The sequence below is a fragment of the Clostridium sp. AM34-11AC genome, assembly GCF_003435375.1.
GTDB classification, from domain to species: Bacteria; Bacillota; Clostridia; order Lachnospirales; family Lachnospiraceae; genus Pilosibacter; species Pilosibacter fragilis.
On the sequence record NZ_QWGL01000005.1, the window covers coordinates 1 to 15,580 of the forward strand.

Below are 15,580 nucleotides of genomic sequence, written 5' to 3' on the forward strand. Positions count from 1 at the left end.
TCAATTCAAGAGAGCGCCGCAGGCGGTCTTTCCTATAAAGTGAAAAATTGCCTGCGGCAATGGGATTTTTGCCTACCCGCCTATGTTTTCTTACGGTCAGCGCAGTAAATGCGCAGACCTACTGAACCCAAATAGTTACAATTTAACAACAATTCCAAATAAAGATAGCATTGATTTTGTGTAAAGTCAATGAAAACGCCTGATTTCAAGCAAGATTGTTAATAAAGTAACATTCGTTTCGCTTGTAAATTCTCCTCATCAAAACTATACTAAACTTTAGATACACGGTTCTATCACCAGGCCGCCAAGAATCAGGAGGAATCTCTTTATGGATCAAACAGCAAAAACAAATCAGGATTTATTACTTGTCATTGACATGCAGAATGTCTACACTAAAGGTCAGGAATGGGCCTGCGAAGAAGTCGAAAAAGCATCCGACTCCATTCTCCGCCTTCTAAACAGCCGCGCCCTTTCCCAGGTGATCTTCACCCAGTACCTCGCCACAAAACACCCGGAAGGCGTATGGAAAGAATACAACAAAGTCAACGCCGCCGTAAACGCAGACCCCTGGCTCAACGAAATGATGTCCGAGTTTCTGCCCTACACAAAAAAATACCCTGTATACACAAAAAGCGTCTACTCCTCCTTCGTCATCCCGCAAGTACGTGAACTCGCAAAACACGCCTCCCGCGTCGTGATCTCCGGCGTAGTAGCAGAATGCTGCGTACTCTCCACCGCCCTCTCCGCCATCGATGCCGGATGCAAAGTCATCTACCTCACCGATGCCGTAGCAGGGCTCAATGCGACCTCACGAAAAGAAGCCGAAAATATCCTTTCCTACCTGTCCCCTCTCCACACCGAACTCATGACCACCCAGCAATACCTGGACAGCCTCCTCCAAGAGGAATAAAAACCTCAGATGCTTCACGATCCCCCAACGTCCTCACACTGCCCACATCCTCACGATCCCTCAACGTCCTCACACCGCCACAACAACCTCGCGATGCCGCGGCGCCCAAAGGGCCCCGCGCATCGTCTGGCTTCCGCCAACACTTTTTCTCCCTCCACAGCCTTCCCTTTCCCCTCCCCCCTCACTCCCGCCAACACACAGCGCCGGTGAAACTCCGGGCACAGACCGCCTGGGTGGAGGGAGCTGGCTTCCTCTTGGCTCGCAGGAAAATGCGTTGGAGGCCCGGGGACACTTATCTGAGCAACGCAAGTTGCGAGTTGTGTCCCCGGACCTCCGCCCTTAGCATTTTTCTGGGAGCTTAGAGGAACCCTCCCGGAATCCCACTAAGCGTTCGCGCCCGGAGTCTCACCGGCGCGTCCCCCCCAGCCACTATGAAATTTAGAAATCAAACAGCGACAACTGATTCGACTCCGGAAGTCCCTTCAGGATCCCCAGTTCCTCCATCAGATCACAGATCGTCTTACTGACCTTCGTCCTGTTCCTGAAATCCTCTTTAGACAGGAACTTCCCATCCTTCGCCGCCTCCTCGATCGAGTCCGCAGCCTTCTCTCCCAGACCATCAATACTGTTAATGGAAGGCATCAACTTGTCTCCCACAACCTGAAAATGTCTGGCCTTCGCCGTATAAATATCCAGCGGCAGAAAATCAAACCCCCGCGCATACATCTCCTGCACGATCCTCATATCCCTCAGCGTATCCTGCTCCTTCTTCGAAAGTGTATCCGCCCTCTTCTTATAATCCGCCAAGTGATATTCCAATTTCTCACGCCCCAAACACATGATCTCATAAGAAAACGCACTTGCACGAATACTAAAAAACGCCGCATAATACGCCAACGGATAAAACACCTTACAATAAGCAATACGCCATGCCATCATAACATACGCCGCTGCATGAGCCTTCGGGAACATATATTTAATCTTCTTACATGACCAAATATACCAGTCCGGCACCCCATGCTTCGTCATCTCCTCTTCCCACTCAGGCTTTAAGCCTTTGCCCTTACGAACCGCCTCCATGATCGTAAACGCAAGACCTTCCTCAAGCCCCTGCTGGATCAGATAGATCATAATATCATCACGCGTACAGATCGCCGTCTGAATCGTTGCCTTTCCCTCCTGGATAAGCGTCTGGGCATTTCCCAGCCACACATCGGTACCATGGGCAAGACCCGCAATACGCACAAGGTCCGAAAAATACTTCGGCTTCGTATCAATAAGCATCTGCATTGCGAAATCCGTACCAAACTCCGGAACGCCGAGTGCTCCAAGCTTACAGCCGCCGATATCCTCCGGCTTGATCCCCAGCGCATCCGTACTCTGGAACAGGCTCATGACCTCCCTGGAGTCAAGCGGGATATCCTTGACCGGATCGAGTCCTGTGAGATCCTGCAGCATACGGATCATCGTCGGATCATCGTGTCCGAGAATATCGAGTTTCAACAGGTTGTGGTCGATGGAATGGTAATCGAAATGGGTCGTGATCGTCTTCGTGGTCATATCGTTCGCCGGATGCTGTACCGGGGTAAACGAATAGATCATCTCGCCGAGCGGCAGAACAACGATACCTCCCGGATGCTGTCCCGTTGTACGCCGTACGCCGACACACCCCTGAACGATCCGGTTGATCTCACAGTTTCTCTTCCGTTCTCCATGCTCCTCAAAATAATTCTTCACATAGCCGTAGGCCGTCTTATCTGCCAGAGTACCGATGGTACCCGCACGGAACGTCTGTCCTTTACCGAAGATAACCTCCGTGTAATCATGGGCGCGGCTCTGGTATTCACCGGAGAAGTTTAAGTCGATATCCGGCTCCTTATCTCCCTTGAATCCAAGGAACGTCTCGAACGGAATGTCAAACCCGTCCTTCACCATCGGATGTCCGCACTCTGGACACACCTTATCCGGCATATCACATCCCGCCATACCGCCGTACTTTTTTACCTCCTCCGAGTCAAAATCATAATAATGACAGTTTGGGCAATAATAATGTGGGCTTAACGGGTTGACCTCCGTGATACCGGACATGGTGGCAACGAAGGACGAACCTACGGATCCTCGGGAACCAACCAGATATCCGTCCTCGTTGGACTTCCACACAAGCTTCTGCGCGATAATGTACATAACCGCGAATCCGTTGGAGATAATGGAATGCAGTTCCCGCTCCAGACGGTCTACAACGATCTTCGGTAGATTCTCGCCGTACATCTCGTGGGCGCGGTTGTAACAGATGTTTCGCAGCGTCTCATCAGACTTGTCGATGACCGGCGGACACTTATCCGGCCGCACCGGCGCGATCGGCTCACACATGTCCGCGATCATTCTCGTATTCGTGACAACGACCTCATAACACTTGTCACTTCCCAGATACTCAAACTCTGAGAGCATCTCTTCCGTTGTCCGCAAGAACAACGGAGCCTGGTCATCTGCATCCTTAAATCCCATTCCTGCCATCAGGATCTTCCGGTAGATCGCGTCATCCGGATCCATAAAATGCACATCGCAGGTCGCGCACACCGGCTTGTTAAACTGTTCGCCGAGGGAAACGATCTTCCGGTTGATGTCCATCAGGTCATCCACTGTTTTCACCGTGCTCTTCTCATCCCTCAGCATAAACATGTCGTTTCCAAGAGGCTGGATCTCCAGATAATCGTAGAACTTCACGATCTTCGCAAGCTCCGCATCCGGCACGCCCCGCAGGATCGCCTGATAAAGCTCCCCCGCCTCGCAGGCTGATCCAATGATCAGGCCCTCCCTGTACTGGTTCAGCACGCTCTTCGGAATTCTCGGTCTTCTCGAGAAATATTTAAGGTGGGACCATGAGACAAGACGATACAGATTCACGCGTCCCAGGTCATTCTTTGCGAGAATGATGACATGGTACGTCGGCATCTTCATGATCGTCTCATCGCTCACGTGGCTGAACTCCTCCAGCTGGTCGAGATTCGTCATATCGTGCTGTTTTTTTAACATTTCCACGAATTTCAGGAAAATTCCAGCAGTTGCCTCCGCATCGTCCACGGCCCGGTGATGGTTCTCCAGGGAAACACCCAGTGCCTTCGCTACCGTATCCAGCTTAAACCGGTTCAGGTTCGGAAGAAGTGCTCTCGCCAGAGTCACCGTATCGAGGACTGTCGGATCAAAGGGCAGTCCCAAAAGACCCGCATTGTGGGAGATAAAGCTCACATCGAAGGACGCGTTGTGGGCAACCAGTGCCGCATCCCCCACAAACTCCAGGAATCTCGGCAGCACCTTGTCCACCGTATCCGCCCCCATGACCATGGCATCGTTGATCCCTGTCAGACGCTCGATATCGAAGGGGATCGGAACCTCCGGATTCACAAACTCATCCATCCTGTCGATGATCTCGCCATTTCTCACCTTCACGGCACCAATCTCGATGATCTTATTCTTTGTCGGCGAGAATCCCGTGGTCTCGATATCGAACACCACATAGTCCCCATCGAGACTCTGATTTCTGGAATTGACGACCATCTCCTTCATGTCGTCCACCAGATATCCCTCGACACCGTAGAGGACCTTAAAAGTATCCCCTTTGTCAAGGGCATGGTTCGCGTCCGGGAACGCCTGGACACAGCCGTGGTCTGTGATCGCCAGGGCCGGCATTCCCCACTTCTTCGCCCGCTTTACCAGGTCCTTTACCTCGGAAACGCCATCCATATCGCTCATCTTCGTATGGCAGTGGAGCTCCACTCGCTTCACCGGGGCATTATCCACACGCTTGGAGGTAAAGTCCTCGCTCTTCTTAATGCCCACGATGGAACCGATAGTCAGCTCGCCGTCGAACTTATCAATGGTGGTGATTCCCTTGATCTTGATGAAGTTTCCTTCCTTGATAGCCGCAGTGGCGTCCTCCTCCTGACCCTCTCTTAAGAACATCTTTACAGTAATACTGTCTGTAAAGTCTGTAAGATCGAAGATCATGAGCTTGTTTCCGCTCCGGAGTTCCCGCTTCTCCGCCCGGATCACTTTACCGCGGATCACGACCTCGCCGATCTCACCATCGATGTCATGGATATTCACCGCATCGCCCTCAAAATCGCGCCCGAAAAGAACATCCGGGTTCTCCGACTTTCGGTACGGGATCCTTCCGTCGGAGCCTTTCCGGAAACCGCCGGAGAATCCGCCCTTTCCCTTCTCTCCGAAGGTCTTCTTCGTGAATCCGCCGCCGTTCCCGTTCTGTCCGCTACCCGCGGACTTTCCAGTCTGGTTTCCGCCGCCCTTTCCAACCGCGTCCGTCTTCTGCTTTGCAGCTCCAAAACCGGCCGATGTCTTTGTGCCGGAACCGCTCTTTCCACTGGCTGCCTTTCCCGGATCCGCGCCGGATCTGGCGCCGGAAGCTCCAGAACCGGCCGCACTTTGAGCTGCCATCTGAACATCCACGTTTCCATTTCCATCCCCGAATGTCCCGTTAAATCCGCCGTTTGACGTTCTTTCATCCCAGGGGGCACTCTCCGCTGCACCTTCTAAGTAATTCTCCTCACTCTGTACACCTACAACGAGTTCTCCTCCCGGCTTCATGAATACCGGCTGGTCCATCGGGTCTTTCTTTTCACTCTCTTTATATAAAAATTCTACCTCAGCCGCAAGCCCGCAGCGCTCCGTGAAGATCTTTTCCAGTACCCGTCCGACTTCCTTAGACCGCTCCCTGTAGATCAGATTGTCCTCGATGGTCATGACCATCTTGTCATCGGTAACGAACTTCGTGTCCGCCCGGCGGAGAATATTATACTCGATCATGCCGTAGTTCTTTAACTCCATGAGGATACTGTCCCGGTAGACATCGTAGAGCTTCTCCGGGGTATACTGTGCCGAGAGGCGGTATTTCTCTAAGATCTTGATCGTGATCGGTCTCCCCGGGAACAGCTGCTTCGCGATCCCGTCCTCTAAGGCATAAATATTCTTTTTATGGATCAGCCGGGGACTCCTGATATAAACACGAATAGAGCTTCTGTCCTTTGTCATGGTGACCTTTTCCACCACAACAAGCTTCAAAAGCTCTTTCAGTTCATCAGCAATATTAAGCCCCGGGAAAACTTCAAGGAATGGTTTTTCCATACTTATTTCTGCATCTCCTGCATCTTCAAAAGCTCTTCCCGAAGAACGGAAAGAAGTTCATGTTCCGGTACCTTTTTGATGATCTCTCCCTTTTTGATCAGGAGACCTTCGCCGATTCCACCGGCGATTCCGATATCCGCACTTCTCGCCTCGCCAGGTCCGTTGACCACGCAGCCCATAACGGCTACCTTCACATCAAGATCCATGCCGGATACCATATCCTCTACCTGATTTGCCAGGTGAATGAGGTCGATCTGGGTCCTTCCGCAGGTCGGACAGGAAACAACTTCCACGCCGCCCTTCCTGAGCCCTAACGTTTTCAGGATCAGTCTCGCGCTCTTTACTTCCTCCACCGGATCTCCGGTTAAGGAGACACGGATCGTATCGCCAATCCCCTCATGGAGAATGATTCCAAGACCCACGGAGGACTTGATATTTCCGGAAAGCAGTGTTCCGGACTCTGTGATCCCCACATGAAGCGGATAATTCGTCTTCTTTGCGATAAGCTCGTGGGCTGCCACACACATTAAAACGTCGGAGGACTTGATGCTGATCACAAGATTATCGTATCCCAGCTCCTCCACAACGGCCACTTCCTTCAATGCGCTCTCAACGAGAGCTTCCGCCGTCACACCGCCGTATTTTGCGAGGAGGTCTTTCTCCAGAGAGCCACTGTTTACTCCCACGCGGATCGGGATCCCGTACTCTTTCGCCTTGTCGACGACAGCCTTCACCCGCTCTCTCGCCCCGATGTTGCCCGGGTTGATGCGGATCTTATCCGCTCCGCTCTCGATAGCTGCGATAGCCAGGCGGTAGTCAAAGTGAATGTCGGCAACCAGCGGAATATGGATCTGCTTCTTGATCTCGCGGATTGCAGCAGCCGCTTCCATGGTCGGAACCGCCACACGGATAATGTCACATCCGGCGTCCTCCAGGCGGTGGATCTGCTCTATCGTTGCCGCCACATTCTCCGTCTTCGTGTTGCACATGGACTGGATCAGAACCGGATTTCCCCCGCCGATCTTTCTGTCCCCAATCTGAATTTCCTTTGTATGATCTCTATACATACATCTCTCTCCCACTTCAAAAAACGAAATTTCACTCCTGCTAAAATATCATTCTCAAATCATTAAATACAACAAACACCATAAATGTCATGAGCAGCGCCATCCCGGCCATATTCACCGCACTCTCCACTCTCTGGCTCACCGGCTGTCTCGTGATGAGTTCCCAGAGTAAGAATACCAGCCGTCCGCCGTCAAGCGCCGGAAACGGGAGCAGGTTCATAACGCCCAGGTTCGCCGAAAACATGACCATAAGATTTAAGAGGTTCATCACCACCGCCACGAATCCGTACTGGGTGTTCTCTTCCACAGTCTGATCGATGATCGTGACAATGCGGACAGGTCCTGCGATATCGTTTGTGGAGACCTTGCCCCCGGCGATCATCTTCAGGCTGTCGATCACCGTGAGGATCCAGTACCGCACCTCGTAGACGCTGTACTGCAGAACCTGCACCAAAGACTCCGGGGCATCCCGGTGTCCCTGAAGAATGACGCCGAGGTAATACCTGCCGTCCTTAAACTCCGGCTGGATCACCGTGTGTTCTGTTGTCCACGACGATGATGTTTCATCATATCGTCTATACTCCACCTGCACGGGATCCTGTCCGGCCGTCATCAGGTACATGGAGATCTCCCTGGAAAGATGGATCTTTCTGCCATCAAGCTTTGTGATCACATCGCCCTCTTTCAGTCCAGCCGTCTCCGCAGGCATTCCCTCGGAGGTTCCGGCGATGACTGCAGGATCGATTCCGGCCCAGGATAAGATCACCAGGGAAAAAACAAACGCCAGGATAAAGTTGAAGATCGGTCCTGCGGCGATCACCGCCATCTTCGCCAATGGTCCCTTATCAAAGAAGGAAACTCCCTTCAAATCCGGGACTTCTTCCTTTTCATCCTCATCTTCCCCGAATTCTCCAAGCATCGCACAGGAGCCGCCGAGGGGCAGAAGCTTTAAGGAATACCGGATTCCGGTCTTTTTGCTCACCCATGAGAGAAGTCTCGGTCCGAATCCCACCGAGAACTCCACCACGGCAATCCCGTTTAACCGCGCCAGGAGATAATGTCCAAATTCATGAAACAGGATGATTCCGCCAAGGACAACCACCGCTGCCAGATACCCAAGATCCAACTTTAATATTCACCTGCTTTCATTAAAACATCATAACTATTCAGTACCTTCATAGTTACATGCAAAAATCCATTCCAGATCAGCTTCGCTGATGGGATTTTTTCTTTCCAGCTCAAGTTTTCTTACGGTCAGCGCAGCAAGTGCGCAGACCTACTGAACAGTTGCAAAATATCATTCAATCTTTGCACATACCTTTGATGTGTAAAACAGCGTTTTTCAATCATTATACAGCTTTAGAAATTCCACTGCTTCTTCAGGAACTCGTAAGTCTCCGCTTCCGCGTCAAGCACCTCATCCAATGACGGATGGGCGATCTTCTTATGATGTTCCATCGCAGCCTTGATCATATCCGTGATCTCCAGATAGCTGATCTTCTTTCCGAGGAACTTCGCAACCGCAAACTCGTTCGCCGCGTTAAACACTACCGGCACGGAACCTCCAGCTTTTCCGGCATCTCTCGCGAGGGCCAGACCGCGGAAATTCTCGTAATCCGGCTTGTCGAATATGATTTCCTTCATGGACCAGAAGTCGAGACGATCTCCCTTCATTGGTCTGCGCTCCGGGTAATAGAGGGCATACTGGATCGGAAGCTTCATATCCGGCGTTCCAAGCTGCGCCATCACAGCGCCGTCCTCAAACTGTACCATAGAGTGGATCACACTCTTCGGCTGCACGACCACCTGGACATCGTCCATTCCCACATCAAAAAGCCATTTCGCCTCCATGACCTCGAGACCTTTGTTGACCATGGTGGAACTGTCGATGGTGATCTTCGCTCCCATGGACCAGTTCGGATGCTTTAAGGCGTCCTCCACCTGGACATTCTTCATCTGCTCTCTCGTCCATCCGCGGAACGGACCACCGGATGCCGTTAATAGGATCTTTTCAATCTTATTCCCGTGTTCCCCGTTTAAACACTGGAAAATCGCGCTGTGCTCACTGTCCACCGGAAGAAGACGGACCTTTTTCTCCTTCACGAGTGGGATGATGAGATGCCCCGCAGTGACAAGAGTCTCCTTGTTTGCCAGGGCAATGTCCTTTCCTGCCTCAATAGCTGCCATCGTCGGGCGGATGCCGATCATGCCCACCACTGCCGTCACGAGGATCTCATATCCTTCCATGACCGCAATCTCCAAAAGTCCTTCCATGCCGGAGACGATCTTCGTGCCTGTATCTGCCACACGGACAGCCAGCTCTTTTGCCTTCTCCTCGTCCCAGACACCGCAGATCTTCGGGGAGAATTCACGAATCTGGCTTTCCAGTGCATCGATGTTTCTTCCCGCCGCGATTCCCACAACTTCAATATCTCCGTTTGCACGGACTACATCCAAAGTCTGGGTTCCGATGGAACCTGTGGAACCCAGAATAGCAATTCGTTTCATCTCTTTGTCCTTTCCTACCGGATGCCCATAAACATGATGGCGAAATAAATCGCCGGGGCGGTAAAGATCATACTGTCAAACCGGTCTAAGATTCCGCCATGGCCAGGGATCAGATTTCCGTAATCCTTGATGTCATGGTTTCTCTTGATGGCGGAAGCCGCCAGATCTCCCACCATGGAGATTACCGCCGCGATGGCGCAGGCAGCTCCCGAGATCACGCCCGGATTTATCACCTGGATCATATTGTTCTTAAAGAAGGTTCCGTAGAGGAATCCTAAGACTGCCGCGCCCACGACACCTCCGATGGCACCCTCCACGGTCTTTTTCGGGCTCAGCTTCGGGGTCATCTTATGCTTTCCAAAAAGCTTTCCCGCGCAGTAGGCGAAGGTATCACAGCCCCAGGAGCTTAAAAGGATCAGCCATACGAGATATTTTCCGTCCGGCATCTCCCGCACCTGATAGAGGTAGGAGAACATGATCCCCACATAGAAGATTCCAAAGAACGCCACCGTGATCTGCTCCGTCCCGTACTTCGGGAACGTCACCACGTAGATCGTCATTAAGATCATGAGGGAAATGATAGCGAGGAACGTCACGTACTGCTCCCTGTTTCCCATGATCCAGTAATAAGCAACGACAGCCGCATAGCCCACAAACCCCGGTGCCGATCTCTCGATCTTCATGACCCGGTAAAGCTCATAAAGTCCGATCAAGGAGATCGCCATGGAGCCGAAATAAAGGACTGTACTGCCTTCAACAAGCAGAAACGCCGCAATGATCACAAGGACGATTCCGCTGATCAGTCTTGTCGTAAACATAAGATCACCTCTTACTCCGTTTTTACCGCCGTAACTCCTCCGAACCGGCGTTCTCTCTTATTATACTGGCGGATCGCGTTCAATAATTCTTCCTTATTGAAATCCGGCCACAGGCATTCTGTCACGTAGAGTTCTGAGTACGCGAGCTGCCATAACAGGTAGTTAGAGAGGCGAAACTCCCCGCTGGTGCGGATCATGAGATCCGGATCCGGGATTCCTGCCGTGTCCAGGTAGGACGCGAAAACTTCCTCCGTCATATCCTCCGGCGCGATCTTCCCTTCCTCCACATCCGTCATGATCTTTCTCACTGCTCTCGTGATCTCATCGCGGCTTCCGTAGTTTACGGCGATCACAAAGGTCATTCCTGTATTTTTTTTTGTCTTTTCTTCCAGGACATTGATCGCATCTACGATATCCGACGCAAAACGGCCTCTCTCGCCGATCATGCGGACACGGATGTTGTTCTTTTCAGCCATTGCGAGAAGCCTCTTCGCGTAGAAACGGAATAACTGCATCAGCGCACCGACTTCCTCCTCCGGGCGTTTCCAGTTCTCTGTGGAAAATCCGTAAACTGTCAGATACCGGATTCCAAGCCGTGCTGCGTCCTCAACGACCTGCTCCAGTGTCTCACAGCCCTTTTTATGTCCAAGCTGTCTCGGAAGTCCGCGCTTCTTCGCCCATCTTCCATTTCCGTCTAAGATCAGCGCCACGTGGGCGGGAATCTTTAAATTCTCTTCCATGATTGTTCTCCCTTTATCTTTTGGCTCGTTGCCCGCGCAGACTATGAGAAACGTAAGCATTTCTCAAGTTGCCGCGTCTTCTACACTCTGTTCCGGTCGTTGCTGGACAAGCGCCACTGGCGCTTAGCAACGTCAAAACCTCGTGCAAGCACAGGCCTTGACTCGTTGCCCGCGCAAACAAACGGGGACAGGAAAACTTCCCCTGCCCCCTGTCTGTTTTGTGTAGTAGGAAACTCCGATTAAACGGTAAGAATTTCCTTTGTCTTGTTCTCAACGGCCTTGTCGATCTTCTCGATGGACTTGTCGGTAAGCTTCTGGACTTTCTCGGTAAGCTCTTTTAAATCGTCCTCAGAGATCTCATCGTTCTTCTCCATCTTCTTGAACGCTTCATTCGCGTCGCGGCGGATATTGCGGATCGCTACCTTAGCGCCATCGCCTTTTTTCTTAACATCCTTTGCAAGCTCTTTACGTCTCTCCTCGGTGAGCTCCGGGAATACGAGACGGATCACGGAACCGTCGTTGCTCGGGTTGATTCCAAGCTCGGAGGTCTGGATCGCCTTCTCGATCGGGCGGATCAGACTCTTCTCCCACGGCTGGATCAGGATCATTCTTGCCTCCGGAACGGAGATATTTCCGACCTGCTGGATCGGTGTCGGTGTTCCGTAGTAATCCACTTTGATCTTGTCAAGTACATGCGGGTTCGCACGTCCTGCGCGGATGGATGCGTACTCGTTTAAGAGGGCATCGATGGATTTTTCCATTTTCTCTTCATATACTTTTAATTCTTCGCTCATGGTTTCCTCCTGTTATCAGACGGTAACGATCGTACCGTTAATTTTTCCCTGCATGGCGTTCGCGATTCCATCCTTTTCGTTCAAGGAGAATACTGCCATCGGCATTTTGTGTTCCATACACATAATAGAAGCAGTCAGGTCAACGACACCGAGCTGCTTGTCGATCACTTCCCGGATCGAGATCTCGTCATACTTTTTCGCATTCGGATTTACCTTCGGATCACTGTCGTATACGCCGTCGATGGACTTTGCGAGGAGAATGCAGTCCGCATCCATTTCGATCGCCATCAGAGTGATCGTCGTGTCTGTAGAGAAATACGGCTGTCCGATTCCACCGGCAAAAAATACGACCATTCCGTGCTCAAAGTACTTGTTTGCACGGTCCTTGGAGAACAGTTTTGTCATATTTCCGCACTCAAACGGGGTCAGGATCTGCGTCTTCATTCCCGCGGTCCGGAAGATCTCGGATACATAAATACAGTTCATGACAGTCGCAAGCATTCCGATCTGGTCGGCCTTCGGGCGGTCGATGGCATCGCTTGTGCGTCCGCGCCAGAAATTTCCGCCGCCGATCACAACGCCGACCTGTACACCTGCATCAACAGATGCCTTGACCTGTCTTGCAACTTCCTTTACCGTATCTTCGTCAAAGCCAGTCTTTTTCGGACCTGCAAGGGCCTCTCCGCTGAGCTTTAAAAAAACTCTTCTGTTTTTCATTTTCTCTGATCTCCTCGTAATCTTCTGTGACTGTTTCGTTCCAGCCGCCACAGATCTCTTTTTTCCTTTCCACAGGGCAGACCACAACCCCCCTGCAGATTTAGGATAAGTATAACACACTTTTGTCTGTTTGCCAACAGTTTCAGACCGGCAGCACCGCTTATAAATGTTTCCTTGTCCTACTTCTTCTTATCTTCCCGGAAGCTCTTGAGCACCAGTGTCGTCGGATACCGGTATGCGTAGGTGCAGCTCTTCATAAGCTCCGCTTCCTCCGGATTTCTGCACACGCTGAGGATCATATTCTCTTCCTCGGAGGTCAGGTACGCCTCCCCGTTTCCGTCGCGTTCCTTGATATCTTTGTAGATCCGGTATTTCTTATAGTAGTCCGGGCAGGATCCCTGGCGCATCTTAACCGGCTCCGGAACGATATTGACCCGGTACTGATCCGACATTCTGGCCAGAATGTTGTGGATCCTTTCACAGTATTCCCTCGAGACGAGTCTCGGTGAAGGAATACAGATCATATAGTTCATATTTATGCCTTCCTTTGTCGTTTTTGAAAAAACAGATGACAGGCTTCTGCCACATGTCTGCATTAGTATAGCATGAAATCCGCCTCTTGTGAACCACAAAATGCAGGCAGCCGCACCGCCAAGTATTCCATATCGCCTCCGTGCAGAGAAAAAAACACCCGCGGCCGGATCGCTCCATGCCGCGGGCATATAATTCATCGTAACTATTCAGTGCATTCATTCATAGTTACAATTCTACCTATATTAGTGCTTCTTCTCCTCGTCCTTCAACAGGTTCGTCATGCTGTGCATGCTGATGCACAGAGTGGATGTGTTGTGAAGCAGGGCAGATGTCGCCGGGGCAAGCACGCCCATCACGCCTAAGATGATGAGACCAAAGTTGAAGCTGATGACAAAGCGGTAATTTCTGTGAACACGCCGCATCAGCGCATTGCTGATTGCTTTTAAAGTCACAAGCTGGAACATCGCGTCCTCAGAGATTGTGATGTCCGCGATCTCTCTTGCGATCTCAGCGCCCTCGCTGATCGCGATGCCGACGTTTGCCGCGGAGAGTGCCGGAGAATCGTTGATTCCGTCTCCCACCATGATAACCTTATGGCCTGCGTTCTTCTCTGCTTCAACGAAGTTCGCCTTATCCTCCGGAAGGACCTCGGAGTGATGCTCGTCCACGCCGACTCTTGCGGCGATGGCGCGGGCCGTTCTCTCGCTGTCTCCTGTCATCATGACGATCTTCTTGATACCAAGCTTCCTGAGCTCCTTCATAACTTCCGGAGCTTCCGGACGGAGCGGATCCTCGATGCAGATCACAGCCGCCAGTCTTCCCGCGATCGCGAGATACAGGTGGGAGTACTCTGCCGGAAGGGCTTCAAATTTCTCTTCTTCGCCCTCCGGGACTACACACTGCTCGTCCTCGAATACAAAGTGGTAGCTACCGATCACGACTTTGTCCTCGCCGATATGGGATGCAATTCCGTGTGCAACGATATAGTCAACCTTAGAGTGCATCTCCTCGTGGACAAGTCCGCGCTCTCTGGAGGCCGCAACAACCGCGTTCGCCATGGAGTGCGGGAAGTGCTCCTCTAAGCAGGCAGCGATCCTTAACATCTCAGCCTGGTCGCGTCCCTCGAAGGTCACAACGTCTGCAACCACCGGCTGTGCCTTTGTGAGGGTGCCTGTCTTATCGAATACGATGGTGTCCGCCTCAGCGACTGCTTCCATGAAGGAGCCGCCTTTGACAGTCATCTTGTAACTGCTTGCCTCTCTCATAGCAGAGAGTACGGAAAGCGGCATTGCGAGCTTCAACGCACAGGAGAAGTCAACCATAAGGATCGAGATCGCCTTTGTCACATTTCTTGTGAGAAGGTAAGTAACAATGGTTCCGCCGAGACTCCACGGAACGAGAGCGTCCGCAAGTCCGGATGCCTTTGTCTCTAAGGAAGACTTTAACTTCTCGGACTCCTCGATCATCTTCACAATGCGCTCGAATCTTGTGGATCCAGCTGCTTTCTTGACGCGGACGATGAGGTTTCCTTCCTCGACCGCGGTTCCGGCATAGACGTACATGCCGTTCTCCTTGCGGACCGGCTCAGACTCACCGGTCATTGATGCCTGGTTTACCATCGCCTCGCCGGAATCTACAATGCCGTCAAGCGGGATCACGCTGCCGACGCGGACGGAGACGAGATCTCCTTCCTTAATATCAGAGATCGGGACAAGGACTTCCCCGTCCTCTGTCTTCTGCCATACTCTCTCGATATTTAAGGACATGCTGCCCGCAAGATCGCTGACAGACTTCTTGTGGGTCCAGTCTTCCAGAAGCTCACCGATTCCGAGAAGGAACATAACGGATCCTGCTGTGTTGAAGTCGCACCGCAGCATGGACACCGTGATCGCCGTCGCATCGAGGACCTCGACCTCAAGCTTTCTTCCCGCAAGCTTTCTGATGCCTTTAATAACGAACGGAACAGACTGGATCGCTGTCCATACCGCACGGACCGGAGCCGGAAGGAAGATCTTTGTAAGGCATCTTGTAAGACACTTTGTCACGAGCTTTTCCTGGAACTCCTGATTTAACTCTCTCGTGCTTGTCACAGGCACGATCTCGTTTAACTCTTCATCGTCAAAGGAGAACCTTAAGATCTCAGCAATGAGATCTTCCTTTGAGCCTGTGTACGTGATCGCCGCATCTCCGATTCTCTCATATACCTTTGCTGCCGTTACCTGCGGAAGGGATGCGAGATAAAAGGAAAAGAGGTCCGCCTGTCTGACTGACAGGCGGCCTCTGGTGAGATGGATTCGGATACGGCCCTTGATATCATGTTTTACCGTAAATCTGATTCCTGATTTCATAATGA

11 protein-coding genes are annotated in these 15,580 nt (G+C 51.7%); 1 reads left to right on the forward strand and 10 read right to left on the reverse strand.

The window, feature by feature from the left end; genetic code table 11:
• Positions 1 to 328: 328 nt before the first annotated feature.
• On the forward strand, positions 329 to 910 hold the full coding sequence (locus tag DW826_RS05040; protein WP_117552217.1) for a cysteine hydrolase: 582 nt from the start codon (positions 329 to 331) through the stop codon (positions 908 to 910).
• Between the two features lie 438 nt (positions 911 to 1,348).
• Here the strand turns inward: DW826_RS05040 and DW826_RS05045 are convergent, their stop codons facing one another.
• The 10 genes from DW826_RS05045 to DW826_RS05090 all read right to left on the reverse strand — a co-directional run bounded on the left by DW826_RS05045 (position 1,349) and on the right by DW826_RS05090 (position 15,575).
• Positions 1,349 to 6,049: a PolC-type DNA polymerase III gene (locus tag DW826_RS05045; protein WP_117552218.1), complete on the reverse strand. Its 4,701-nt coding sequence runs from the start codon at positions 6,047 to 6,049 to the stop codon at positions 1,349 to 1,351.
• A gap of 2 nt (positions 6,050 to 6,051) precedes the next feature.
• Positions 6,052 to 7,116 (reverse strand): flavodoxin-dependent (E)-4-hydroxy-3-methylbut-2-enyl-diphosphate synthase, encoded by a 1,065-nt coding sequence (gene ispG / locus DW826_RS05050; RefSeq protein ID WP_117483207.1) that lies wholly within the window; start codon positions 7,114 to 7,116, stop codon positions 6,052 to 6,054.
• A gap of 40 nt (positions 7,117 to 7,156) precedes the next feature.
• Complete coding sequence (locus DW826_RS05055) at positions 7,157 to 8,242, reverse strand: M50 family metallopeptidase (RefSeq protein WP_242994045.1); 1,086 nt, start codon at positions 8,240 to 8,242, stop codon at positions 7,157 to 7,159.
• 233 nt (positions 8,243 to 8,475) lie between these two features.
• On the reverse strand, positions 8,476 to 9,624 hold the full coding sequence (locus DW826_RS05060) for a 1-deoxy-D-xylulose-5-phosphate reductoisomerase (RefSeq protein WP_117552219.1): 1,149 nt from the start codon (positions 9,622 to 9,624) through the stop codon (positions 8,476 to 8,478).
• Positions 9,625 to 9,638: 14 nt separating this feature from the next.
• Positions 9,639 to 10,442 (reverse strand): phosphatidate cytidylyltransferase, encoded by an 804-nt coding sequence (locus DW826_RS05065; protein ID WP_015554261.1) that lies wholly within the window; start codon positions 10,440 to 10,442, stop codon positions 9,639 to 9,641.
• 11 nt (positions 10,443 to 10,453) lie between these two features.
• Positions 10,454 to 11,182: an isoprenyl transferase gene (locus DW826_RS05070; RefSeq protein ID WP_117552220.1), complete on the reverse strand. Its 729-nt coding sequence runs from the start codon at positions 11,180 to 11,182 to the stop codon at positions 10,454 to 10,456.
• A gap of 239 nt (positions 11,183 to 11,421) precedes the next feature.
• Positions 11,422 to 11,976 (reverse strand): ribosome recycling factor, encoded by a 555-nt coding sequence (gene frr / locus DW826_RS05075; protein WP_021904275.1) that lies wholly within the window; start codon positions 11,974 to 11,976, stop codon positions 11,422 to 11,424.
• 15 nt (positions 11,977 to 11,991) lie between these two features.
• Entirely contained in the window at positions 11,992 to 12,693 is a 702-nt protein-coding gene (pyrH, locus tag DW826_RS05080) for a UMP kinase (RefSeq protein WP_117552221.1), read from the reverse strand.
• Between the two features lie 179 nt (positions 12,694 to 12,872).
• Positions 12,873 to 13,226, reverse strand: coding sequence for a hypothetical protein (locus DW826_RS05085; protein ID WP_117514429.1), 354 nt, complete (start codon positions 13,224 to 13,226; stop codon positions 12,873 to 12,875).
• Positions 13,227 to 13,469: 243 nt separating this feature from the next.
• Entirely contained in the window at positions 13,470 to 15,575 is a 2,106-nt protein-coding gene (locus DW826_RS05090) for a heavy metal translocating P-type ATPase (protein WP_343220174.1), read from the reverse strand.
• Between the last annotated feature and the right edge of the window lie 5 nt (positions 15,576 to 15,580).

Bases quoted from the DNA above. Each gene is read 5' to 3' on its own strand.
- pyrH (WP_117552221.1), bottom strand. From the start codon at position 12,693: ATGAAAAACAGAAGAGTTTTTTTAAAGCTCAGCGGAGAGGCCCTTGCA.
- frr (WP_021904275.1), bottom strand. From the start codon at position 11,976: ATGAGCGAAGAATTAAAAGTATATGAAGAGAAAATGGAAAAATCCATC.
- DW826_RS05040 (WP_117552217.1), top strand. From the start codon at position 329: ATGGATCAAACAGCAAAAACAAATCAGGATTTATTACTTGTCATTGAC.
- DW826_RS05085 (WP_117514429.1), bottom strand. From the start codon at position 13,226: ATGAACTATATGATCTGTATTCCTTCACCGAGACTCGTCTCGAGGGAA.
- ispG (WP_117483207.1), bottom strand. From the start codon at position 7,116: ATGTATAGAGATCATACAAAGGAAATTCAGATTGGGGACAGAAAGATC.
- DW826_RS05045 (WP_117552218.1), bottom strand. From the start codon at position 6,049: ATGGAAAAACCATTCCTTGAAGTTTTCCCGGGGCTTAATATTGCTGAT.
- DW826_RS05065 (WP_015554261.1), bottom strand. From the start codon at position 10,442: ATGTTTACGACAAGACTGATCAGCGGAATCGTCCTTGTGATCATTGCG.
- DW826_RS05070 (WP_117552220.1), bottom strand. From the start codon at position 11,182: ATGGAAGAGAATTTAAAGATTCCCGCCCACGTGGCGCTGATCTTAGAC.
- DW826_RS05090 (WP_343220174.1), bottom strand. From the start codon at position 15,575: ATGAAATCAGGAATCAGATTTACGGTAAAACATGATATCAAGGGCCGT.
- DW826_RS05060 (WP_117552219.1), bottom strand. From the start codon at position 9,624: ATGAAACGAATTGCTATTCTGGGTTCCACAGGTTCCATCGGAACCCAG.